This is a genomic window from Pseudomonas sp. PS01303, from assembly GCF_029959385.1.
Taxonomy (GTDB): Bacteria; Pseudomonadota; Gammaproteobacteria; order Pseudomonadales; family Pseudomonadaceae; genus Aquipseudomonas; species Aquipseudomonas rustica.
In genome coordinates this window covers 1-22,124 of the sequence record NZ_JASCPK010000053.1, presented here as the reverse complement: position 1 = coordinate 22,124, position 22,124 = coordinate 1, and the positions used below count along the sequence as shown (strand labels likewise).

Here is a 22,124-nt window from a genome sequence, read left to right as displayed (position 1 = left end):
CCTCATTGCAGATAAATCTCTGCTTGCAGGTAAATCCCATCATCACAAAGGGTCACTGACTACTGGAGGTGAACATACCGGAGCACCGCCTCCCCCTGAGCATATTTTTTTTAACGTCTGTAGCAACAAACTTACTAATTTATCTATCCCGACGCTTTACCCATGATCGCTTCAACAAGAATTGCGCCGCCCGTGCCGGCGCTTGCCGAAGTACGTCCACGTACTCATCCTTGCCTTGGAGTTCGTCATGGCTACCCCCGCAGCATCCTCCGCTCCGCTGATTGAAAAACACACGATAGGATACGTGCCCCCCGAAGATCGCCACGGAAAGGTCAGGGATCTGTTCACGCTCTGGTTCGGCGGCAACATCGCGCCGTTGCCCATCGTCACCGGTGCGCTGGGCGTGCAGTTGTTTCACTTGAATCTGGTCTGGGGCATCGTCGCGATTCTCGTCGGCCATCTGGTCGGCGGCGTGCTGATGGCGCTGCACTCGGCGCAAGGCCCGCAGATGGGCATTCCGCAGATGATCCAGAGCCGCGCGCAGTTCGGCTCCCTCGGTGCGCTGCTGGTGGTGTTGATTGCCGGCGTCATGTACATCGGTTTCTTCGCCTCCAATATCGTCCTGGCCGGCAAGTCGTTGCACGGCGTGGTCGACAGCGTTCCGGTGCCAGTCGGCATTGTTATCGGCGCCGTGGGTTCGGGGATCATCGGCATCATCGGCTACCGCTTTATCCATGTGCTTAACCGCATCGGCACCTGGGTACTGGGGATCGGCATCGTCGTCGGTTTCGGCTACATCTTCACCCATATTCAGACCGATGACTTCCTCACCCGTGGCAGCTTCAACCTGTCCGGCTGGCTGGCCACCGTGTCGCTGGCCGCGTTGTGGCAAATCGCGTTCGCACCGTACGTGTCCGACTATTCGCGTTACCTGCCGGCCGACGTCAAAGTCTCGTCGACGTTCTGGACGACGTACCTGGGTTCGGCGCTCGGTTCGAGTCTGGCGTTCATTTTCGGTGCCGTTGCCGTGCTCGCCACACCGGTTGGCATGGACACCATGGACGCGGTGAAAATGGCCACCGGTTCCATCGGCCCGCTGATGCTGGTGCTGTTTCTGCTCAGCGTGATCAGCCACAACGCCCTCAACCTCTACGGCGCGGTGCTGTCGCTGATCACCCTGGTGCAGACCTTCGCCTACCGCTGGATCCCGACCGCCAAGAGCCGCGCGGTGATCTCGATCATCGTGTTGCTGGCCTGCTGCTTCGCCGCTGTCGGCGCCTCTAAAGACTTTATCGGTCACTTCGTCGACATGGTTCTGGTGCTGCTGGTGGTGCTTGTGCCGTGGACGGCGATCAACCTGATCGACTTCTACGCGATCCACAAAGGCCAATACGACATCCAGTCGATCTTCCAGGTCGATGGCGGCATCTACGGCCGCTACAACCCGCAGGCCTTGCTGGCCTACGCGATCGGCATCGCCGTGCAGATCCCGTTCATGAACACGCCGCTGTACGTCGGCCCGGTGTCGGCACACATCAACGGCGCAGATCTGTCGTGGCTGGTGGGCTTGCTGGTGACCTCGCCGCTGTACTTCTGGCTGGCGAATCGGGATACGTCCTATCGTCGACGGATGATGGGCGGGAAGTTGGCGAGCAGTCTGTGAAAAATTGATCCGGTGAAACAGGAAGGCCCGCCAGAATGCGGGCCTTCTTCTTTTCGGTGTGGTATTTCTCTACCTCCGACCACTTCGAGGAAAAGGACATCCAATGCTGCGAATACTCGGTAAGGCCTCATCGATCAACGTGCGCAAAGTGCTGTGGACGTGTGCTGAATTGCGTATTCCTTTAGAGCGTGAAGACTGGGGCTCGGGGTTTCAGCCAACGAATACACCGGAGTTTCTCGCGATGAATCCATGCGCCATGGTGCCGGTGATTCAGGACGGCGATTTCACGTTGTGGGAATCGAATACGATCATTCGCTATCTAGCCTCGCGCTATGGCGGCGCGCAGCTTTATCCGACTGAGCCGTTGGCCCGGGCGCGGGTCGATCAGTGGATTGACTGGCAGGCTTCGGAACTGAATCGCTCGTGGTCGTATCCGCTGATGTCGCTGGTGCGCAAGTCGTCTGAATATCAGGACGGCGCTGCGCTGGCGGTCGGGATCGAGCAATGGTCGAAGAACATGGAGATTCTCGATCGACAGCTGGAATTGACCGGCGCTTACGTCAGCGGCAACGAGTTTTCACTGGCGGACATCCCGATCGGACTCTCGGTTAACCGCTGGTTCGAAACACCGCTCAAGCATCCGCACTTGCCCGCCGTCAGCGCCTATTACGACCGCCTGAACCAACGCGAGGGCTATCGCCTGTACGGCCGAAACGGCACGCCATAACGCAAAAAACCGCTGATCCCGGAATCAGCGGTTTTTTATTTGCCTGAAAAAACTATCAGGCCGGAACACCCAGAATGATGTGCGAAGCCTTGATCACTGCCGTCGCGCTGACGCCTTTGGCCAGGCCCAGTTCGGCAACGGCATCGCGGGTCACGATCGAGTAGACCTTTGAACCGCCAGCCAACTCGATCACCACCTCAGCGTTGACCGCACCGTCCGTCACGCTCAGCACTTTGCCTTCCAGGCAATTGCGCGCCGACAGGCGAATGTCGCTGGATTCAGTCATCAGCATCACCCACGGCGCCTTGATCAGCGCAACGGCTTCCTTGCCGACGGCGATGCCAAGGTTCTTGATGCTTTCCATGGTCACGACGGCAACCAACTGCTCACCGCCAGCCAGGGTCAGAACCACTTCGGCGTTGACGGCGCCGGCCTGAACATTGCTGACTTTGCCTTTGAATACGTTGCGTGCGCTGACTTTCATGATTGACGTCCTGTTTTTTGACTTTGGAGTTAGGAAACGGCATGCATCATCGAAGCTGGCGCTATATAAAAACAACTACAGCGCTGCGCTCTGTTGTCACGCCTGCACGTAAACCCATGCATCGACTCCAGACTTTAGCAGCACGCTGACGCGTTTGTAGTCCGCCACTTCGTATTCATCAGCTGCCGCCAGCTCCTGCGCGGTGATCTGGAAAACCGTGCCGGCAATCTCATCGGCCGCATTGCTACTTTCCTGCACGATCGGATGGTGGGTCTTGCCGCTGGTGGCGAGCACCGCAGGATCGGTGATCTCGACCATTTCCTGCTTATAGCCCGGCAGACTGTCCGGGCGCCCTTGCAGCTCGCGGCCGAAGTTGGAGAGTTGCACGGCGCGATCCTGCAAAGTGCCGTAGGAAAAAAGCAAAACATCAGGTGTAGTCATGAGGCTTTCCTAAATGAGCAAGTCTTCGTAAAAAGCGCCGAACGGCCGCGTCGGATGGGCGATCTGGATTTCCAGAATCCAAACGCCGGCGTTCGGCGCCTGCTCGAAATCGCCCAGATCGCCGCCACGGTGAATCGCATGCGGGAAATCGCTGACCCGGTGCCCTTTAATGTTCAGGTTCAGTACCCAACCCATCGCTTCTGCCTGTTCAGTCGCATAGCGGTAAAGCTCAACGCCGGAAACACCCTTGCGCCAGAACGCTTCGACCCGGTCGAACAATTCCTTGGCAGCCGCCGCGCAGGCAATCATTTGCGAGTCGGAACCGGTGGTGTAGGTCGCACCCGCATCGCCTTCGTGGCCTTGCCAGACCACGCCCATGTCGATGAAGAAAATGTCGTCCTCACCGAGCACCGGATCGCCGTCGGAGCGCTGTTTGAAGGTCTTCAGCGTGTTGGCACCGAAGCGAATCAGCAGCGGATGCCAGATCCGGTCCATGCCCAATTCGGCGAGGATTTCCTTGCCTCGCGCCGTCGCTTCGAATTCAAGCATGCCGGGTTTGATCACCTCGGCAATGGCGTCGACGGCTTTCCAGGTGAGTTGTTGGGCGTGGCGCATCGTTTCCAGCACAAAACGTTCGCCGACCGCTTCTTTACCGCTTAATGCTGTGGTCATTTCCTTGTCCTCATGGCGGCGCTGTATAGTTTTTTATATTGCGAAACGCCGATAAAGATACAGCCATGACACAAGGTGTCAATTACTCTTCTGCGCGCACCACCCCGCGTTCTTCAAGCAGCCGCACAAACATGCTCAAGCTGCGCGACACCGTGCCCCGGCGCCACACCAGCCACGTAGTCAGATAGCGAAAATCCTTTGCCAGCGGCCAGACGCTGACGGTCGCGCTGCCAGGCATGCTCTGCAACATCTTGCGTGGCATCAGCGCCAGACCGGCACCGGCGCTGACGCAGGCGAGCATGCCGTGATAGGACTCCATTTCGAAGATTTTTCCGGGCACAGCGGCGTCGGTGCTGAACCACTTTTCAAAGTGATGACGATATGAGCAGTTGGAGCGGAAGGCGTAAATATTCTCGCCATTCACATCCGCCGCCCGCTGGACGGGCGCGTGATTGAGCGGCGCGATGATGACCATTTCTTCCTCGAAGGCCGGCACGCCTTCCAGCGTCGGATGCAGCACCGGGCCGTCGACAAACGCCGCGGCGAGGCGCCCGGAAAGCACGCCGTCGATCATTGTTCCCGAGGGCCCGGTGGACAGGTCGAGATCGACTTTCGGGTGTAATTGGTTATACGCCGCGAGCAGCTCGGGAATGCGCACTGCCGCGGTGCTTTCCAGCGATCCCAGTGGAAATGCGCCTTGCGGCTCCTCGCCCGCCACGGTCGCGCGCGCCTCTTGCACCAGATCGAGAATCCGTCGCGCGTATTCGAGAAAACTCCATCCGGCCGGCGACAGGCGCAAACGGCTTTTCTCGCGAATAAACAGATCGACACCCAAATCCTGCTCAAGCTGCTTGATGCGCGTGGTCAGGTTCGACGGCACGCGATGGATCTGCGTGGCGGCGGCGCTGATGCTGCCGTGCTCGGCAACGGCTTTGAAGATTTCCAGCTGCACCAGATCCAAAGTCATTCTCCAATCGTGAAAGAAACGATCTTTATTATTCAGTTTCCAGAAAACAAACACCACCCTACTCTAGGCTCATCCGACGAACATGCAGGACACGACCATGAGCCAGATTTCCAGCCAGACCCACGCCATCTCGATCAACCCAGCCAGCGGCGAACAGATTGGCCACTACGCCTTTGAATCGGCCGCCGCTCTCGATGCCGCACTGACCCGCGCCGCTTATGGCTTCGGCAAGTGGAAGCGCAAGCCGCTGCAGGATCGCTCGCGTTTGCTGACCGCCCTCGCCGGCGCGCTGCGTGAAACCGCTGAGGCGATGGCGACCATGATCACCCAGGAAATGGGCAAACCGATCGCTCAGGCCCGTGGCGAAATCGAGAAATGCGCCAAGCTCTGCGAGTGGTACGCCGAACACGGCCCGGCCATGCTCGACGCTGAACCGACTCAGGTTGAAGGTGGCAAGGCGCGCATTGAATACCGTCCGCTCGGCCCGATTCTCGCGGTGATGCCGTGGAACTTCCCGATCTGGCAAGTGCTGCGCGGCGCTGTACCAGCACTGATTGCCGGCAACACCTACGTGCTCAAGCATGCACCGAACGTAATGGGCAGCGCTTATCTGCTGCGTGATGCGTTCACTCGCGCAGGCTTCGCTGACGGCGTGTTTGAAGTGATCAACGTCACTCCGGAAGGCGTTTCCACTGCGATTGCCGACCCGCGAGTTGCTGCGGTGACCCTGACCGGTAGCGTGCGTGCCGGCATGGCCATCGGCGCTCAGGCCGGTGCTGCGCTGAAGAAATGCGTGCTGGAATTGGGTGGTTCCGATCCGTTTATCGTGCTGAACGATGCTGATATCGACGAGGCCGTGCAAGCCGCCGTTATTGGCCGCTACCAGAATTCCGGCCAGGTCTGCGCCGCCGCCAAACGTCTGATCATCGAAGAAGGCGTGGTGGAAGAATTCACCCGCAAATTCGTCGAAGCCACCCGCAAACTGAAAGTGGGTGATCCATTGGCTGCCGACACTTACATCGGCCCGATGGCGCGTTTCGACCTGCGCGATGAGCTCGATCAGCAAGTGCGCGACACCCTGGAAGAAGGCGCGACGCTGCTGCTCGGCGGCGGCAAATCTGAAGGTGCCGGCAACTACTACGAGCCCACCGTGCTGGCTGATGTCACCGACCGCATGACCTCGTTCAAACAGGAACTGTTCGGCCCGGTCGCGTCGATCATCACCGCCCGCGATTGCGCGCATGCCGTGGCATTGGCCAACGACAGCGAATTCGGCCTGACCGCGACGATCTACACCGCCAACGTGCAACTGGCCCAGCAACTGACCAGCGAACTGGAAACCGGCGGCGTGTTCATCAATGGCTACTCCGCCAGCGACCCGCGCGTGACCTTCGGCGGCGTGAAGAAAAGCGGTTTCGGCCGCGAGCTGTCGCACTTCGGCGTCCGCGAATTCTGCAACGCGCAAACCGTGTGGCTGGATCGTAAATAACCCCGGCACCACGATGCCCTTGTAGGAGCCGAGCTTGCTCGCGAAGACGGTGTATCTGTCAGCACATTTATTGACTGGCACACCGCTTTCGCGAGCAAGCTCTGCTCCTACAGTTTTTTGGGCGTTTGAGAGATTGAAGCCCTTGGATAGCGCCCGCCGATAAACCAATGCTTGCCCAATGTCGCTGAACTTCTATAGTGATCAGGTCTTCCTGCCCTTGCGGCCTGCTGTCGAGCGTTGTCCATGGTCAACCCCGAAACCCTGATCATCTGCGAGCATTGCGACTGTGTGTATGAAAAAGTCGCGCTCGCCAAACACCAGAAAACCCTCTGCGTGCGTTGCGGCGGTGTGCTGCAGCGCTTCAATGGTCTGAGCGTTGAGCAGCGTCTGGCGCTGACCTTCACCGCCGCAATGCTGTGGTTGTTCGCCAATTTCTACCCGGTCATGAGCATCAGCCTGCAAGGCCTGAAAAACAGCGCGACGCTGTGGGATTCGGTGCTCGCGCTGAGTCAGGGCCCCATCACTTTCATCGCGATGGTCGCGGCGATTGCCATCATCATCGCCCCGGCGTTTCAACTGGTGCTGCTGGTCTGGGTGCTCAGTTACGCGATGCGCTCGCAACGTGCGCCGGGCTTCAAAGTCTGCATGCGCTGGCTGGAAACGCTGCGCCCGTGGAGCATGCTCGAAGTCTGCCTGTTGGGCGCAATGGTCGCGGTGTTCAAACTCGCCGGATTGCTTGACGTGTTGCCCGGCATCGGCCTGTTCGCACTCGCCGCGCTGAGCCTGATGATGATCCGTATTGCCGGCCGCGACATTCGCGATCTCTGGGACATTCTATGAAGCGACCACCGACCGCCACCGAACTCAATCTGTGCCTGTGCCACAGCTGTGGGCTGGCCTGCGACATGACCGACGAGCCGCACGAGTGCCCGCGTTGCGACGCCCCGTTGCATCGGCGCAAAACCAATTCAATGGCGCGCACCTGGGCTTACATGCTCGCGGCGTTGGCGTTCTATGTCCCGGCCAATTTGCTGCCGGTGATGAACACCACCATGCTCGGCAACGGCGCCGACAGCACGATCATGAGCGGCGTGTTGGAGTTCTGGGAGGCCGGTGCCTGGGACATCGCGCTGATCATTTTCATCGCTAGTATTGCCGTGCCGGGGATCAAATTCGTCGCCCTGACTTTGCTCCTTGTCACCGTGCAACGCGACAGCGACTGGGCGCGCAAGGAACGTTCGAAGCTGTACCGTTTCGTCGAGCTGATCGGCTATTGGTCGATGCTCGACGTTTTGGTCGTGGCATTGGTCGCGGCGCTGGTGAAGTTTCAGGCACTCGGTGACATCGAACCACGACCGGGCATTCTGTTTTTCGGCCTGGTCGTGGTCTTCACCATGCTCGCGGCGATGAGTTTCGACCCGCGCATGATCTGGCGTAACGCCCCGGACGACGCAGACCTCAACCGCGCAGAACCTGCAGCAACACCTGCAACGGATGGCGCAGTGCCCGATCCGACTGGCGCTTGACCTGACTGCGGCACGAATAACCGGTGGCCAGCGCCTCGCCCTGCTCCACCGGCGCCTCGACCTGACGCGCCCATGATTGCTCGTAAATCACCGCCGACGTTTCGCGGTTGCGCGCTTCGTGACCGTAGGTGCCGGACATCCCGCAGCAGCCGGTGGCCTGCGTCGCCAGTTGCAATCCCGCCCGTTCGAACACTTGCTCCCACTGACGGGTGGCGGCCGGGGCGTTGGTTTTCTCGGTGCAATGCGCCAGTAAGCGGAACGCTTCGGTACGCTTCTTTTGCTCGGGCATGACCTTGAGCAACCATTCCTGCATCAGCGCCACTTCGGGGCAGTCCTGCATGCCGGGCACCTTCAGGTATTCCTGGCGATAGACCAGAGTCATCGCCGGATCAAGTCCCACCAGCGGCACGCCGATTTGCGCCAACTCACCGAGCTGGCGGGCATTGCGCAATGCCGCGCGATTAAACGCCGACAGGAAACCCTGCACGTGCAGCGGCTTGCCGTTGGCACTGAACGGCGCCAGATAAACCTGATAACCGAGACGCGAAATCAACTCGACCAGATCCGCCAACAACGGCGCCTCGAAGTAGCGCGTAAACGCGTCCTGCACCAACACCACACTGCGTTCACGTTGTGCCTGAGTCAGCGCTGACAGGTTGTCCACCGTCGCTGGCAACACCTGCCAACGGCGCATCGCCGCATGGAAATCAAAACGGCTGAGCAACGGCACATCGACCATGCCTCCGACACGCTCCAGCAAGCCGCGCACCCACGCAGCGCCCATCAAACCGTTGTACAACGCCGGAATCCGCGCCATGTACGGAATGCTGTACTCCAGCGAAGCAATCAGATAATCCCGCGCCGGGCGCAGATAACGGCTGTGATACAGCTCGAGAAACCGCGAACGAAACTCCGGCACATTGACCTTCACCGGGCACTGTCCCGCGCAGGATTTGCACGCCAGACAACCGGCCATGGCGTCGTAGACCTCGTGGGAGAAATCTTCGGATTGCGCACAGGTGTTGCGCCAGCGCTGCCACAGTGTGCTGAAAAACGCCGGTTTGCGAATCGCGTCAGAGAGTACATCGACACCGGCCTCGCCCTGCAAACGCAGCCACTCACGCACCAGTGAAGCGCGCCCCTTGGGCGACTGCGAACGCTCGCGGGTGGCTTTCCACGAAGGGCACATCGCGTCATCGGGATCGAAGTTGTAGCAGGCGCCGTTGCCGTTGCAATGCATGGCCGCGCCGTAGCTTTGCCAGACTTTCTCGTCGATCTGCCGATCGAGTTCACCGCGCAGGGTGACTTCGTCGATTTTCAGCAACGCCGCGCCGCTGTTGGCCGGGGTGGCGATCTTGCCGGGGTTGAACTGGTTGAACGGATCGAACGCCGCTTTCAGGGCTTGCAGCGCCGGGTACAACTCGCCGAAAAACGCCGGGGCGTATTCCGAGCGCAGACCTTTGCCGTGTTCGCCCCACAGCAGACCGCCGTAACGCTGGGTCAACGCCGCGACGCCATCGGACACCGGGCGCACCAGCGCCGCCTGCTGCGGATCCTTCATGTCGAGAATTGGCCGCACGTGCAGTACGCCGGCGTCGACGTGACCGAACATGCCGTACTGCAAACCGTGGCTGTCGAGCAGGTCGCGCAACTCGGCGATGTACTCGGCCAGGTGTTGCGGCGGCACAGCGGTGTCCTCGACAAACGGCTGCGGCCGCGCTTCCCCGGCAACGTTGCCGAGCAGGCCGACCGCGCGTTTGCGCATGCCGTAAACCTTATTGACTGCGGCCTGACCGACCGCCAGCGTGTGGCCCAAGCGCACCACAGTCTGGTCGCTGGTCAAGTGTTCGATAAAGCTTTCAACCCGCTGCTGCAGGTCTTCGGGATCGTCGCCGCAGAACTCGACGAGGTTGATCCCCAGCGTCGGCCGCTCAGCGCTTTCAGGAAAGTATTCAGCGACGCCGTGCCAGACGATGTCCTGCATCGCCAGCAGCAGAACTTTCGAGTCGACCGTTTCGATCGACAACGGCTTGAGCGCCATCAGTGCACGGGCATCGCGCAGCGCGTCCATGAACCCGGCGTAGCGGATGTTGACCAGCATCGTGTGCTTGGGAATCGGCAGCACATTGAGCCGCGCCTCAACGACAAAACCCAGCGAGCCTTCCGCGCCGCAGAGCACGCTGTTGAGGTTGAAACGGTTGTCCGCCTCACGCAGGTGCGCGAGGTCGTAACCGGTCAGGCAGCGATTGAGATCGGGAAAGCCTTCCCGGATCAGATCGCCCTGTTCATCTATGATCTGCCGCGCACAGCGATAGACTTCACCGACGCGATCTTCCCTGGCGCACAGGTCTGAAAGTTCGTTCTCTTCTAGCGGCTGGCCGTGCAGGCGTTCGCCACCACGCAAGATCATGTCGAGTTCAAGCACATGATCGCGGGTCTTGCCGTAGGTGCAACTGCCCTGGCCGCTGGCGTCGGTGTTGATCATGCCGCCGACGGTGGCGCGGTTGGAGGTCGACAATTCCGGCGCGAAAAACAGCCCGGCGGATTTCAGCGCAGCGTTGAGTTGATCCTTGACCACACCGGCCTGCACGCGCACCCAGCGCTGCTCAACGTTGATTTCCAGAATACGGTTCATGTGCCGCGACAGGTCGACGACGATGCCATCGGTCAGCGATTGGCCGTTGGTGCCGGTGCCGCCGCCACGCGGGGTGATCACCACTTGCTGAAACGCCGGTTCGGCAATCAGTCGTGCGACTCGCGCCACATCCTCGGCATCCATCGGGAATACCGCCGCTTGCGGCAGACGCTGATAGATCGAGTTATCGGTCGCCAACACCACGCGGCTGGCGTAATCGGCGCTAATTTCCCCACGAAAGCCGCTGGCCTTCAGGGCTTTGAGGAACTGCTGATAATCAGTGGTCAGGGCTTTGGCGGGGGACAGCTGGGCAATCATCGGTCAGGTTATCTCGGTCAAAATCAGGCTATGTGGCGGTGAACAGTTGTACGCAACGAATGATTGCGTCAGGCTCCGCCATCTAATGGTGCCCATGTTCATTGCTGACCGACGCTGGGACAACCGTAAATTCGACCCGCTATTGATGACTTTTACGAATGAATCCGCGCACGCTCACCCCTTCCATGTCGTTATTGCTGGCCTTCGAGGCAGCAGCGCGCCACGAAAGCTACACCCGCGCCGCCCATGAGCTGTCGCTGACACAGAGTGCGGTCAGCCGTCAGGTGCAGATTCTTGAGAAGATGCTCGGCATGCGCCTGTTCAGCCGCGAGGGCCGCAAAGTGGTGCTGACCGATGTCGGGCGCATGTATCAGCGTGAACTCTCGGAGGCACTCGGACAGATTCGCAGCGCGACGTTGCAGGCGATGGCGTTCGGTTCGGGCATTCACAGTTTGCGCCTGGCGACGTTGCCGACGTTTGGCTCGAAATGGCTGTTGCCACGACTCAAGGATTTCTACACCGCGCACCCGGGGATGACCGTGCATTTGCATTCGCGCATCGAAGCGATCGACTTTGATACCAGCGAAATCGACGCCGCGATTTGTGTGGGTGGCGGGGAGTGGCCGGGCTTGACCGCCCTGCCCCTGCATACCGAAGAACTGGTGGTGATCGCCAGTGCGCAGTTATCGGCGGCCGAGCGCGATGACGCCGAAGCGCACATCGCCGGGCAACTGCTGTTAAATGTCAGCAGTAATGCACAGGCCTGGACGGAATGGTTCAGCCATCGCAGCCTGCCGCACCGCAGCATGCGCATTGGCCCTAGTTTTGAAATGACCTCGCATTTGATTCAGGCGGTGCGAGCGAATATCGGCGTAGGGCTGGTGCCGCGGATTCTGGTGGAAGAGGAACTGTTGAAGGGTGAATTGCTGCAGCTGGGTGAGCCAATTACCAGTCGGCGCAGCTATTACCTGGTGTATCCGCCGCGTAATGAGACGTTGCCGTCGCTGAAGGCGTTTCGGGATTGGTTGGTGGAGACACTTTGAGATGATGTGTTGTCAGTGAGTCCGCCTTCGCGAGCAAGCTCAGCTCCTACAAGAGGTAAGCGGCGCTCACAATTTCATTGTAGGAGCCGAGCTTGCTCGCGAAGAGGTCAGTCCGGACAACCTACAATTCGCGGCATGACCGCTATTGGCCAGTGGAATGTCACCCCTTCAGCGGCGGCGGGCCACTAGGCGCCTTGGGCAGCGCATTCGCCACCGGCTTGCCATCCTTTGTATAACGACGCGCCACCCACTCTGGCATTGGTTGCGGTGCTCTGGCTGTCATAGCGAACTCTCCAATTTCGGGCCGAACTCGACCCACTTGACCTTGCCGGAATCTATCAGCAAATACTCGGCGCCAAAAGGCACCTCTGTTCCATCGGCGTCCAGCCAACAGGGGTTTTGCATCACAAACTGGCCGCTATTGGATTCCGGCGGCCACTCCACCGGCCAGCCAAAAACGCGCCTTTCATCGGTCAGGTGCAGGGTGACAAGGCGATGGTGCTGGGCAAAAATGCTGAACCATTCACTGGGGTAGGAAGTTTGTTTCGTGACGTTTCTACTGCGCAGCCAACTGTGTAATTGGTCATTGGTTGCCAGATAACAGGAAAGCAACCCCAAGGTTATCGACACGACAAAAGCCCACACCGTCTCAGCCCTCGCATCCCATTGCCCTACAGAAAATCCCTTCGCGCCAACCCATAAACAGACAGATCCAACCCCCAACACAGCCCCTTGAATCACAAAAGTAAAAATCAGCGCCTGCACAATCTGTCCGAACGTATCCGGACGCTTGAACGCCGTCAGCGAGTAGAAAATCCACGCTGACAGGAATCCGGGGATCAAATACTGCAACAACGGAATAACTTCTTTGACCAGATCATCCATGATCCGAGGCTCCTTGAAAGACATGCAGGCCCATTCATAGCCCCGCGATCCAAAGCCTAGTCGACGCAGAAAATACGCCCACCCCCAACTGTCACATCTCGTTGCGCGCTTTTGCGGCAGGCAAAAAAATCCCGCTTTTGTAAGCGGGATTTTTTACAGGCTCAGAATTACGCAACCACAGGAATCATCGGATCCGCCGCCGCCAGCGCACTCACACGATCAGCCGCTGGCGGATAAATCCACTGGGTGTTGATCTGCGTCTTCAGGGTTTTGCCTTCCTGTTTGACCAGTTTCACCTGACGATTCCAGCCTTCGGTGTACACCGCGCCCCAGGCGCCGAGATCCAGACAGGTCACGTATTTCGGCTGGCTATACGGCGTTGGGTCGATACCGAGAATCTGCGCAGCGACATTGTTGCCAGCATGACGACCCAATGAAATCGCGTGCTGGCAGGTCATCAGCGCGAAATTACCGAGGTGGTCGGTGGCGGCGTAGGCGACATCGCCGGTGGCAAAAATATCGTCCTGACCGATGACTTTCAGGTTCGCATCAACGTGCAGGCGACCTTGTTTATCGCGTTCGGCAGGGATCTGCTCGGTCAACGAACTGGCGCGCACGCCGGTCGTCCAGACCACGGTTTTTGCTTCGATGTGTTGACCGTCCGACAGCGTCACGCCATTGGCATCGACCGACTGCACCGAGACACCCAGACACCATTCAACGCCCAGCTCTTCACTCGCCTCAAGGATGGAATGGCTGATTTCTTCACCCATTGCCGCGCCGATCTTCTGCCCGCGATCAACGATGATCACGTTGATATCGGTTTCCTCGCCGAGAATCTCGCGTAGACGCCCTGGCATTTCAGTCGCGGTTTCAATGCCGGTGAATCCACCGCCCGCGACCACCACGGTGTTGCGCGCCTTGCTCGACGGTTGGTCTCTGAGGGATTTCAAATGGGTTTCCAGACGCATCGCCGCTTCGATCTGGTCAACGTCAAACGCATGTTGCACCACACCCGGTGTGGCCGATTGCGCCAGACCGCTGCCGGAAGCCAGCACCAGTTTGTCGAAGTGGAAGACTTGTTGCTGCCCGGCCGTATCGGTGTAGCCAACGGTTTTTGCCGGGACATCGATGGTATCCGCTGCGCCTTTGATGAAGTGAACGCCCACTGCTTCGAACAGTTCACCCAGCGGTGCCGCCAGTTGATGAGCATTCGGTTCGTAGAAACGCGGACGTACACGCAGCTCGGCTTGTGGGGCCAGAACGCTGATTTCAACATCATCACGTCCATGCAGATCGACCAGACGTGTCGCGCTCAATGCCGACCACATACCACCAAAACCTGCGCCGATAACCAGAATCTGCTGCTTCATTGTGTTTCTCCAGAAAAAGCCAAGCCGTTGAAAGAGGTGAAACGAATTTCGCCGGAGGCCCGTCGTCGCCACTCCGATAGCTCCGACTGTATTGGTCGGATATAAAACCAACAAGTCAGATTATTCGATTGTTTTTATCGAATAATCTGATCAAGCAGAATGATAAGAATCCGCCAAAAACAGCCATTATTCTTGCTTTCAAGCACATAAAGAACAAAATCAGTCCAAGCAGACAGATTGCCGAGCCGACCTCAGGCTGATAATATTTACGACAACTTAAGTCGGAGATAAAAATGTCTCTTTACAGCGCAGGCGTTGAATACGGCATTCATTGCCTGGCATTTCTGGTGGGTAACGGTGGCGACTCTCGCGAAGCCAGCGTGCGCGACCTCGCCGAGTTGCAAGGCGTGCCAGTCGAATATCTGGCGAAGATTTTTACCAAACTGGCCAAAGGCAAATTGGTGGTGGCAAGTGAAGGCGTGCGTGGTGGGTTCAGCCTGGCGCGACCGGCGGACGAAATCACCCTGCTCGACATCGTCAACGCCATCGATGGACGCAAAAATATTTTCGAATGCCGCGACATCCGGGGGCGTTGCGCCCTGTTTGAAGGCAATCCGCCGGAGTGGGCCATCGAAGGAACCTGCTCGATTCACGGCGCGATGATGACCGCGCAAAAGCGCATGGAAGAAGCCCTCGCCCAGCAAACCATTCTCGATATCGCGAGAAAAGTCGGGCGCAAGGCCCCGGCGGAATTCGGCCAGCAAGTGGAAGACTGGATTCAGGATCGCCGAGAGAAGAAAGGCAATGTCGGCACCATCGCGCTGACCGACATTACTGACTGACCAAGCGCCCAATAAAAAAGCAGAAACCGAGGTTTCTGCTTTTTTTTCATCCAAAAATGCCGTTACAGGCAGTCACGCACCGATTTGCGCAACGAGCCGGACTTGGCCCAGGGCGGCCCCTGGTACAGCGAAACGCGGCTGCCGTCCTTGTATTTGACGATATCGAGAATCTCGTCGGCCGTGATGATGCTCGGCGCGGTGATGCGATAACCGTTGGAAATCGACGTTTGCGATGTCTTGGAAACGTCCTGCTGCCACAGCGGCAAAATGCACGCGGCGTAGTCTTTGGGCGTTTTTTCGCTGGTCTTGCTGAGATTGGGTTCACCCGGAACCAGTGACGCCGGCAAGGAGCAACCTGCCAATACCGCCAACGTCAAACTTCCGATCCATATCCGCATGGGTGCTTCTCTAATCTGAAAAAAAGCGAATGTAACGTGTAACTGGTTACACATCCATCGTGGCATTGCGCCGTTGATGCGCTTTCGACAAATTTTCACAACCGCTCAGCTTAATGACAGCATCGCTCCGCCCCACCGGCGAAAATGCGACTACTCTTTTTTACCGAGAATGTTCTGGAGGTGATCATGCGGCTCAATGAATACGAACACGAACTTCAACGCGACCTGCAAGCCGTCGCATCGGATCTGAGATGGTCAGCGGTCGACCTCAAACGCATTGCCGAACAATTGCGCAAATCGGGCAACGAGGCTGACGCGCAAACGGTGCTGCGCTCTTGCGAAGTGCTGCAAAGTGACGAAGAGCGGCTGCAACTTTATGCCAAGGAAGTGAAGGCACGCGCAATCAGCCGAACCAAAGTCCACTGACACTTGTGGCGAGGGAGCTTGCTCCCGCTGGGTCGCGAAGCGGCCCTCGCTCTTTATCCTGAAAGCAGGTTCTGCTACGCAGTCCAGCGGGAGCAAACTCCCTCGCCATAATTCAGCTAACGTTGTGACTTTGCGCTTTCACCGAGCGTTTTCTGTAGCCAGGAAGTGCTGCGGCATACGCCAGCGCCTCCTCTCTGCTGGCAAATGACGCCAGTCGATCACCTTGCGTGCAAACCCGCCAAGGGCCGTTGTTCACGCTGAGTACGTCATAGCCGTTCATGTGCATCTTGTTCAACATGGGCATGCTCATGGGTACCTCCTTTTGCAACACGGTTATTCAGCTTCACGCTTTTAACCTTACACCCTGATTTACTGGAGTGGCCGACCGCCCGGCAGCCAATGATCAGGCACTTTCGATGCAGAACAATACTCAACATCCACAGGGAACCTTTAAACAAAGGCCCGGCTCGAATATTGCAGTTTTATTTCGTTTTTGTGACAACCGGTAAACAGGTAACAGATGAAAGTACGCGCCACCGTCATTTGCGAGCAGGATCGCCATATCCTCCTGGTACGCAAGCCCAGATGTTGCTGGACATTGCCCGGCGGCAAAGTCGAGCCTGGGGAAACCAAAGCCGCTGCGGCTGTGCGCGAATTGCATGAAGAAACCGGGCTGGAAGCCGAAGACGTTTTGTACTTGATGGAGTTACAGAGCGGCCGCACGCAACATCACGTCTACGAGGCCTCGGTGCTGAACATTGAGGAAGTACGTCCACAGAATGAAATCAGCGATTGCATGTGGCATCCGCTGAACGCAGTGCACAACCTGAAAACCAGCGATGCGACGTTGCGCATCGTTCAGGCGTTTCAGCGGCGCTTATGACGGCTTAACCGGCGAATGCCCGGCGCCCGGCGCTTATTTCCGTGCGCAATTCACCGATGAAGTTGGAAATGTCACGGATGGTGACGAGGTGTTCCGGGGAAACGCCATTGAGCTGCAACTTGATGTCGCCGCTGGCCGGCTCACTCACCTTGATCTGTAGCAGTCCCTGCGTCGAAATGCAGTTGCATGTGAACCCCGGAAACCCGGATTCGACAATGCGGCAAATGTCCGTAATGGCAAGCATGGGGCACGCCTCGCAGGCGATGAGTCGGTCGACCCGTAGAGCATAGATGAGCGTTTTGAAATCCGCCGCCCCGAAAAATGCCAACTCCCTCACATTTTTCAGGCGACTTTAATCAGCATCACGATCCCAGATCCAGTTCCAGATCCCCGGCAAATGCACCGGCTGAGAACTTTGCTGAACCGTGCGTGCCAGCGCGGCTTTTTCCAGTGCTGCGTGATCCACATAAAACGGCTGATCCGCCAGTGGCACGCCTGTCGCCGCCGCACTGTCGAGCAGGATCTGCAGATATTCGCGCGTATGCCGAGCGGTGTAGCGGTTCAGATCATGGAAAGTCACCACCACCGGAATCACACCGTCCACCACCGGAAACTCTCCGTGCGCAATCTGCTCACGCACTTCCGACAACTGCCGCAGCATGTTCGCACGACGCCTCGGGCTGGCATTGAAGCCCCAGATCTTGCCGTCATTGGCGCTTAAATCGGTCAACAACACGTGCAAGCCATGCTGCTGATACGCGGCGAAAGTGCGCTTGTCATAGTTCCAGAATGGCGGACGCAGCAGTTTCGGTGGCGCGCCGGTAATCGCGGCAATGTCTGCTGCGCCATTGCTCAACGATTCTTCAAGTTCTTGCGGGCTCAGTGAACGGTGATTGGTGTGCCAGTGGGTTGCGGTGTGGAACGCGAGGATATGACCTTCATCGTGTTCGCGACGCATGATGCCGCGACCGATCTCACTGTTACCGGCCCTCGGCGCGCGGGTCTGCACGAAAAATACCGCTTTGATGCCCGGCTGAATCGGGTTGTCCTTGAGGCTATCGAGCACCGTCGCCGACGGATTCCAGAAACTTGAAGCACTGGGGCCATCATCGAAGGTCAGCAAAAAACGCACCGGCGCCTGCGCTTTCAGCTGTGTTTCGGTTTGCGCGGTCAATTCGATGGGCGCGGCAATGCAGCCAGCCAGCCCGAAAGCGATGGCCGCCGCACAGAATATTTTGAATAGCGATGTCATGTTTTGCCTTGAGCCCGACCGCTGCCGTCATGTTGTCGATTGGCAAAACTCCCTCGCCCCTATCCATCCCTGCGCTCCGATCCGCGAGCCGAGGTTGGATAAGGTACACAGGGTTTGGTTCCGGCGCTTGCTCAGTGCGCCAACGCTTGCTGAAACGAGGCGTCGATAATGCCGGCGGTGGCCAGTGGCGTCGGCAGTGCCTTGACCTTGAACAGGAAGTCCGCAGTGCTTTGCAGATCCGTCGCTGCCTGCTGATCAACCGGGCCGACCGTCATGTGCGCCTGGCGCAACCAGTGCCGCGAAACCTGTTGATCGAGATTGGCCTTCTTCGCCCAGAGGTCGGCGTACTCATCGGTATGACTGTCGACCCACGCCCGCGCCAGTTTCAAACGTCCAAGGAAATCGGCGATGGCTTCACGTTTACTGTCGATCGACGGTGTCGACGCGGCGATGGCACTGAGCCCCGGCATCAGGTTTTTCGCGGTCAGGATCGGTCGCGCGCCGGAGAACACGATCTGTTGGGAAATGTACGGTTCCCACACCGGGAACGCGTCGATGCTGCCCTGCGGCAACGCGGCGGCTGCATCTATCGGCATCAATTTGACGAAGTCGACGTAGTTCTCCGGCAGACCGCCCTGCTCCAGCGCGCGCAAGGTCAACTGCTGACTCCAGGCACCGGGCCAATAGGCGACTTTTTTACCCTTCAGATCAGCGATGGTTTTCACCGGGGAATCTTTCGGTACCAGCAACGCAATGGTGTCGGGGTTTTGCCGCGACACGCCGATCAGCTTTACCGGCGCCTGCTTGGCTGCCAGAAATAGAAAGCCTGAATCACCTAAAAAGCCCAGATCCAGCGAGCCGGTTTGCAGGGCTTCAGCCAGCGGCGCGGCGGCCTGGAAATGTTTCCAGTCGACCGTATACGGCGCGTCTTTCAACACGCCGGACGCTTCAATAGAGGCGCGGATGTTGTAGTAATTCTGATCGCCGATATGCAGGACGACTGGCTCGGCCGCGTAGGAAAGTGGTGAAGCAAACAGTGCCGCAGTCAGCGCACTGCGTAGGAATCGGGAAAGCTTCATGGCAAGTCCTGCAAAGGGGATTTGCATAGACCATAACGCTCTTAATATTCAGCTTTGAAATTCGATTAATGCATAAGCTCATCACTGTCGTTTCCAACTGTTCACAGCGCAACAGTGGCTCGGCATGCTGTTCACCAGGCAACAGTTAAAAACGAGCAAACCAGCGGAAAACCCAATAAACACGGGCTAGATCGGATATGGCACAGAGCCTGCAATATTCCATTCATGCAGGAAGCATTCGCTAAAAATATCTTTTTGGACATAAGAAATCTGTGCCTTTGCCGGAGCGTTCCCCCATGAAACCGTTCTTTCCGTTCTTTCGAATCAAAACGCTGCTGGCTGCGAGCGCCCTTCTCCTGAGCCTGCAACCGATCGCCCACGCCGCCGAGACCGCGCCGGCCGAAGTGCACCTCGACTACGCTTATTACTCGCCAGTCAGCCTAGTGCTTAAACATTTCGGCTTCCTCGAAAAAGCCCTGCCGCAAACCAAAGTCAGTTGGGTGCTCAGCCAAGGCAGCAACCGTTCACTGGAATACCTCAACAGTGGCGGCGTCGATTTCGCTTCCAGCGCTAGCCTCGCCGCCGTGCTGAGCCGCGCCAACGGCAGCCCGATCAAATCCGTTTACGTCTACAGCCGTGCCGAATGGACAGCGTTGGTAGTGCGCAAAGATTCGCCGTACCAGACTGTCGCCGACCTCAAGGGCAAGAAAATCGCGGCCACCAAAGGCACCGATCCTTACCTGTTCACCCTGCGCAGCCTGCAACAGGCCGGGCTGAAAAAAGACGACGTTGAACTGGTGCACCTGCAACACCCGGACGGTCGCACTGCACTGGAAAAAGGCGACGTCGACGCCTGGGCCGGCCTCGATCCGCACATGGCCGCCAGCCAGGTTCAGGCCGGTTCGCGCTTGCTCTATCGCAACCCTGCCTTTAATAGCTATGGCGTGGTCAGCGTTACCGAGCAGTACGCCAAGGAGCATCCGCAAACCATCGACACCGTGATCAAAGCCTACGAGCAGGCGCGCGAATGGTCGCTGAAAAATCCTGATGAATTCGCCGCCCTCCTCGCCAAAGAATCCGGCCTGCCGCTGGACGTGGCCAAACTGCAACTGTCGCGCACAGACCTGAGCAGCCCGCAACTGACCGCCAACGACGTCAGCGCCTCCAAGGCTGCCGCGCCGATTCTGGTATCGGAAGAACTGGTGCGCCGTGGCGTCAATGTCGATCAAGTTATCGATCAATTGCTCGACAGCGGTGTGCAGCAAGCCGTCGCCCGCCAGTAACTGACCAGACTCACCACGAATCCGCGCTCGTCGCGGATTCGTCGTGAGCGGAGCCCTGATCATGACCAGTCACAGCAAAGACCTGCCCGCGCCACTTACTCTGTCGCGACAGCCGAAATCCGTTTTCAACCCGGCATGGCAGCGCCGTCTGAAAGGCCTCGCGTTGCCGTTGCTGATCATCGTCGTGCTGGAAATTATCGTACGCATCGGCTGGCTGCCGTCCTACCAGATGCCGGCGCCCAGTGAGATCGCCGTGACGCTTACCGACCTTGCCGAAGGTGCGCTGTGGAAACACATCGGCGCCAGCCTGATTCGTGTGCTGCTGGGTTTCGCCATTGGTGCGAGCCTGGCGCTGGTGTTCGCGGCGTGGGTCGGTTTGAGCCGCGAAGCCGAGGCGTATCTGGAACCGATGTTCGCCGCGTTGCGTTCGATTCCGAGTCTGGCCTGGGTGCCGCTTTTGCTGCTTTGGCTGGGCATCGACGAGACCTCGAAAATCGTCCTGATCGCCATCGGCGCGTTCTTCCCGGTCTACGTCAACGTAGTCGCGGCGATCCGCAATATCGACCGCAAACTGGTGGAAGTCGGGCGTATCTACGGTTTCAGTCGCTTGCAACTGGTGCGGCGGATTCTGTTGCCCGCCGCCCTGCCCGGCCTGTTCACCGGGCTGCGCAGCGGCATGAGTCTGGCGTGGATGTTTCTCGTCGCCGCCGAACTGATCGCCGCAACCAAAGGCCTGGGTTATTTGCTCAGTGACGGCCGCGAAACCTCGCGTCCCGATATCGTGCTGGCGGCGATCATCGTGCTGGCCTTGCTCGGCAAACTCAGCGATGGCTTGCTCGCAGCGCTCGAACGTCGCTGCCTGAACTGGCGCGACACGTTCACCGGTCAGGGCGCCAAGGAATGAATGACTATTAGCATCTAAGCTGAAGGCGTCCAACCGGAGGTTCAGCCATGTGCGGAAGACTCTCGCAGTACCGGGGCATCCATGACTTTGTCGCGGTGCTGAGCATTCCCGACGCATTGATCAATCATGTCGGCGATGCCCCACTGGCGCATTACAACGCGGCGCCGACCACGTCGCTGGCGATTCTTCATCAACACGAACAGCAGATTTACGCCGGTACCCTGCGCTGGGGCTGGCGTCCGCATTGGGCCAAGGATCGCGCCGCGCCGATCAATGCGCGGGTCGAGAAAGTCGCCCATGGGCCGTTCTTCCGGGCCATCTGGAAACAGCGCCTGATCGTGCCGGTCGACAACTGGTTTGAGTGGGTCGATGCCGAGGATAAAACCCGACAACCCTGGCTGATTCGTCGGGCGGATCATGGGCCGGTTTTCTGTGCTGCCATCGGGCAATTTCCTACACCAGAAAAACCGGCGCGGGACGACGATGGTTTCGTCATCATCACCGCCGACAGTGCTGGCGGGATGATCGATATCCACGATCGCCGCCCCGTGGTATTCCGCGCTGATTTAGTGCGCGAATGGCTGGATCCAGCGACACCGGCTGAACGCGCTGAGCAAATGTTGCTGTTCGAAGGGGAAAGCAGTGAAGCATTCGAATGGCACAAAGTCGGCAAAGCGGTGGGTAACGTACGCAATCAGGGGCCCAGCTTGATCATTCCGCAGCCCTAAACATCCCTCAGCGTCGTACGTCTATCGAATGTAGGAGCTGCCGAAGGCTGCGATCTTTTGATCTTGTTTTTTACAATCAACATCAAAAGATCGCAGCCTTCGGCAG

General features: G+C 58.5%; 24 protein-coding genes. 12 read left to right on the top strand and 12 right to left on the bottom strand.

The features are described 5' to 3' along the window. Positions 1-247 precede the first annotated feature (247 nt). Together QMX93_RS16085 and QMX93_RS16080 are read left to right on the top strand one after the other, a co-directional pair. Positions 248-1,663: a cytosine permease gene (locus QMX93_RS16085; RefSeq protein WP_282357007.1), complete on the top strand. Its 1,416-nt coding sequence runs from the start codon at positions 248-250 to the stop codon at positions 1,661-1,663. A 103-nt stretch (positions 1,664-1,766) separates the two neighbouring features. Then, on the top strand, positions 1,767-2,390 hold the full coding sequence (locus tag QMX93_RS16080) for a glutathione S-transferase (RefSeq protein ID WP_282357005.1): 624 nt from the start codon (positions 1,767-1,769) through the stop codon (positions 2,388-2,390). A 55-nt stretch (positions 2,391-2,445) separates the two neighbouring features. On the opposite strand, the gene QMX93_RS16075 is transcribed toward QMX93_RS16080, so the two are convergent. From QMX93_RS16075 to QMX93_RS16060, 4 genes are all read right to left on the bottom strand, one after another. Further along, entirely contained in the window at positions 2,446-2,874 is a 429-nt protein-coding gene (locus tag QMX93_RS16075; protein WP_158957911.1) for a TOBE domain-containing protein, read from the bottom strand. Between the two features lie 96 nt (positions 2,875-2,970). After that, a complete protein-coding gene (locus QMX93_RS16070; RefSeq protein WP_282357002.1) occupies positions 2,971-3,315 on the bottom strand; it encodes a gamma-glutamylcyclotransferase family protein in 345 nt (114 codons plus the stop codon). A 9-nt stretch (positions 3,316-3,324) separates the two neighbouring features. Continuing rightward, positions 3,325-3,987, bottom strand: coding sequence for a M24 family metallopeptidase (locus tag QMX93_RS16065; protein WP_282357001.1), 663 nt, complete (start codon positions 3,985-3,987; stop codon positions 3,325-3,327). Between the two features lie 82 nt (positions 3,988-4,069). Next, on the bottom strand, positions 4,070-4,948 hold the full coding sequence (locus QMX93_RS16060; protein ID WP_212544736.1) for a LysR family transcriptional regulator: 879 nt from the start codon (positions 4,946-4,948) through the stop codon (positions 4,070-4,072). Positions 4,949-5,051: 103 nt separating this feature from the next. Between QMX93_RS16060 and QMX93_RS16055 the strand changes: the two genes are divergently transcribed. The 3 genes from QMX93_RS16055 to QMX93_RS16045 all read left to right on the top strand — a co-directional run bounded on the left by QMX93_RS16055 (position 5,052) and on the right by QMX93_RS16045 (position 7,969). Next, complete coding sequence (locus QMX93_RS16055; RefSeq protein WP_282357000.1) at positions 5,052-6,443, top strand: aldehyde dehydrogenase family protein; 1,392 nt, start codon at positions 5,052-5,054, stop codon at positions 6,441-6,443. A gap of 243 nt (positions 6,444-6,686) precedes the next feature. Then, positions 6,687-7,283: a paraquat-inducible protein A gene (locus QMX93_RS16050; RefSeq protein ID WP_053121267.1), complete on the top strand. Its 597-nt coding sequence runs from the start codon at positions 6,687-6,689 to the stop codon at positions 7,281-7,283. Next, positions 7,280-7,969 (top strand): paraquat-inducible protein A, encoded by a 690-nt coding sequence (locus QMX93_RS16045; RefSeq protein ID WP_212551306.1) that lies wholly within the window; start codon positions 7,280-7,282, stop codon positions 7,967-7,969. The genes QMX93_RS16050 and QMX93_RS16045 overlap by 4 nt, the downstream gene beginning before the upstream one ends. Here the strand turns inward: QMX93_RS16045 and QMX93_RS16040 are convergent. Further along, positions 7,902-10,922 carry an FAD-binding and (Fe-S)-binding domain-containing protein gene (locus tag QMX93_RS16040; RefSeq protein ID WP_282356998.1) on the bottom strand — a complete coding sequence of 1,007 codons (3,021 nt, stop codon included), beginning with the start codon at positions 10,920-10,922 and terminating at the stop codon, positions 7,902-7,904. The two genes, QMX93_RS16045 and QMX93_RS16040, sit on opposite strands and share 68 nt — an antisense overlap. A gap of 158 nt (positions 10,923-11,080) precedes the next feature. On the opposite strand from QMX93_RS16040, the gene QMX93_RS16035 reads away from it, so the two are divergent. Then, positions 11,081-11,965, top strand: a complete 885-nt coding sequence (locus tag QMX93_RS16035; protein WP_282356996.1) for a LysR substrate-binding domain-containing protein — start codon at positions 11,081-11,083, stop codon at positions 11,963-11,965. Between the two features lie 279 nt (positions 11,966-12,244). On the opposite strand, the gene QMX93_RS16030 is transcribed toward QMX93_RS16035, so the two are convergent. Next, on the bottom strand, positions 12,245-12,850 hold the full coding sequence (locus QMX93_RS16030) for a DUF6338 family protein (protein WP_053121274.1): 606 nt from the start codon (positions 12,848-12,850) through the stop codon (positions 12,245-12,247). Positions 12,851-13,017: 167 nt separating this feature from the next. Beyond that, positions 13,018-14,223, bottom strand: coding sequence for an NAD(P)/FAD-dependent oxidoreductase (locus QMX93_RS16025; protein ID WP_282356995.1), 1,206 nt, complete (start codon positions 14,221-14,223; stop codon positions 13,018-13,020). Between the two features lie 293 nt (positions 14,224-14,516). Here QMX93_RS16025 and QMX93_RS16020 point away from each other — a divergent pair, with 293 nt between their 5' ends. Beyond that, positions 14,517-15,065, top strand: coding sequence for an Rrf2 family transcriptional regulator (locus QMX93_RS16020; RefSeq protein ID WP_212544588.1), 549 nt, complete (start codon positions 14,517-14,519; stop codon positions 15,063-15,065). A gap of 62 nt (positions 15,066-15,127) precedes the next feature. On the opposite strand, the gene QMX93_RS16015 is transcribed toward QMX93_RS16020, so the two are convergent. Then, positions 15,128-15,463: a hypothetical protein gene (locus QMX93_RS16015; protein WP_053121280.1), complete on the bottom strand. Its 336-nt coding sequence runs from the start codon at positions 15,461-15,463 to the stop codon at positions 15,128-15,130. A gap of 186 nt (positions 15,464-15,649) precedes the next feature. On the opposite strand from QMX93_RS16015, the gene QMX93_RS16010 reads away from it, so the two are divergent. Then, entirely contained in the window at positions 15,650-15,889 is a 240-nt protein-coding gene (locus tag QMX93_RS16010; protein WP_053121283.1) for a hypothetical protein, read from the top strand. Between the two features lie 112 nt (positions 15,890-16,001). On the opposite strand, the gene QMX93_RS16005 is transcribed toward QMX93_RS16010, so the two are convergent. Next, entirely contained in the window at positions 16,002-16,199 is a 198-nt protein-coding gene (locus tag QMX93_RS16005; protein ID WP_053121284.1) for a hypothetical protein, read from the bottom strand. Positions 16,200-16,409: 210 nt separating this feature from the next. Between QMX93_RS16005 and QMX93_RS16000 the strand changes: the two genes are divergently transcribed. Continuing rightward, positions 16,410-16,772, top strand: a complete 363-nt coding sequence (locus tag QMX93_RS16000; protein WP_159814091.1) for an NUDIX hydrolase — start codon at positions 16,410-16,412, stop codon at positions 16,770-16,772. A gap of 4 nt (positions 16,773-16,776) precedes the next feature. On the opposite strand, the gene QMX93_RS15995 is transcribed toward QMX93_RS16000, so the two are convergent. The 3 genes from QMX93_RS15995 to QMX93_RS15985 all read right to left on the bottom strand — a co-directional run bounded on the left by QMX93_RS15995 (position 16,777) and on the right by QMX93_RS15985 (position 19,103). After that, on the bottom strand, positions 16,777-17,016 hold the full coding sequence (locus QMX93_RS15995) for a DUF1652 domain-containing protein (RefSeq protein WP_159814094.1): 240 nt from the start codon (positions 17,014-17,016) through the stop codon (positions 16,777-16,779). 108 nt (positions 17,017-17,124) lie between these two features. Further along, positions 17,125-18,024, bottom strand: coding sequence for a polysaccharide deacetylase family protein (locus tag QMX93_RS15990; RefSeq protein ID WP_282356992.1), 900 nt, complete (start codon positions 18,022-18,024; stop codon positions 17,125-17,127). A 131-nt stretch (positions 18,025-18,155) separates the two neighbouring features. Further along, entirely contained in the window at positions 18,156-19,103 is a 948-nt protein-coding gene (locus QMX93_RS15985) for an ABC transporter substrate-binding protein (protein WP_212551312.1), read from the bottom strand. 296 nt (positions 19,104-19,399) lie between these two features. On the opposite strand from QMX93_RS15985, the gene QMX93_RS15980 reads away from it, so the two are divergent. The 3 genes from QMX93_RS15980 to QMX93_RS15970 all read left to right on the top strand — a co-directional run bounded on the left by QMX93_RS15980 (position 19,400) and on the right by QMX93_RS15970 (position 22,018). Continuing rightward, positions 19,400-20,386: an aliphatic sulfonate ABC transporter substrate-binding protein gene (locus tag QMX93_RS15980; RefSeq protein ID WP_282356990.1), complete on the top strand. Its 987-nt coding sequence runs from the start codon at positions 19,400-19,402 to the stop codon at positions 20,384-20,386. A gap of 61 nt (positions 20,387-20,447) precedes the next feature. After that, a complete protein-coding gene (locus QMX93_RS15975; RefSeq protein WP_282356988.1) occupies positions 20,448-21,290 on the top strand; it encodes an ABC transporter permease in 843 nt (280 codons plus the stop codon). A 47-nt stretch (positions 21,291-21,337) separates the two neighbouring features. After that, positions 21,338-22,018, top strand: coding sequence for an SOS response-associated peptidase family protein (locus tag QMX93_RS15970; protein ID WP_282356986.1), 681 nt, complete (start codon positions 21,338-21,340; stop codon positions 22,016-22,018). Positions 22,019-22,124: the final 106 nt, after the last annotated feature.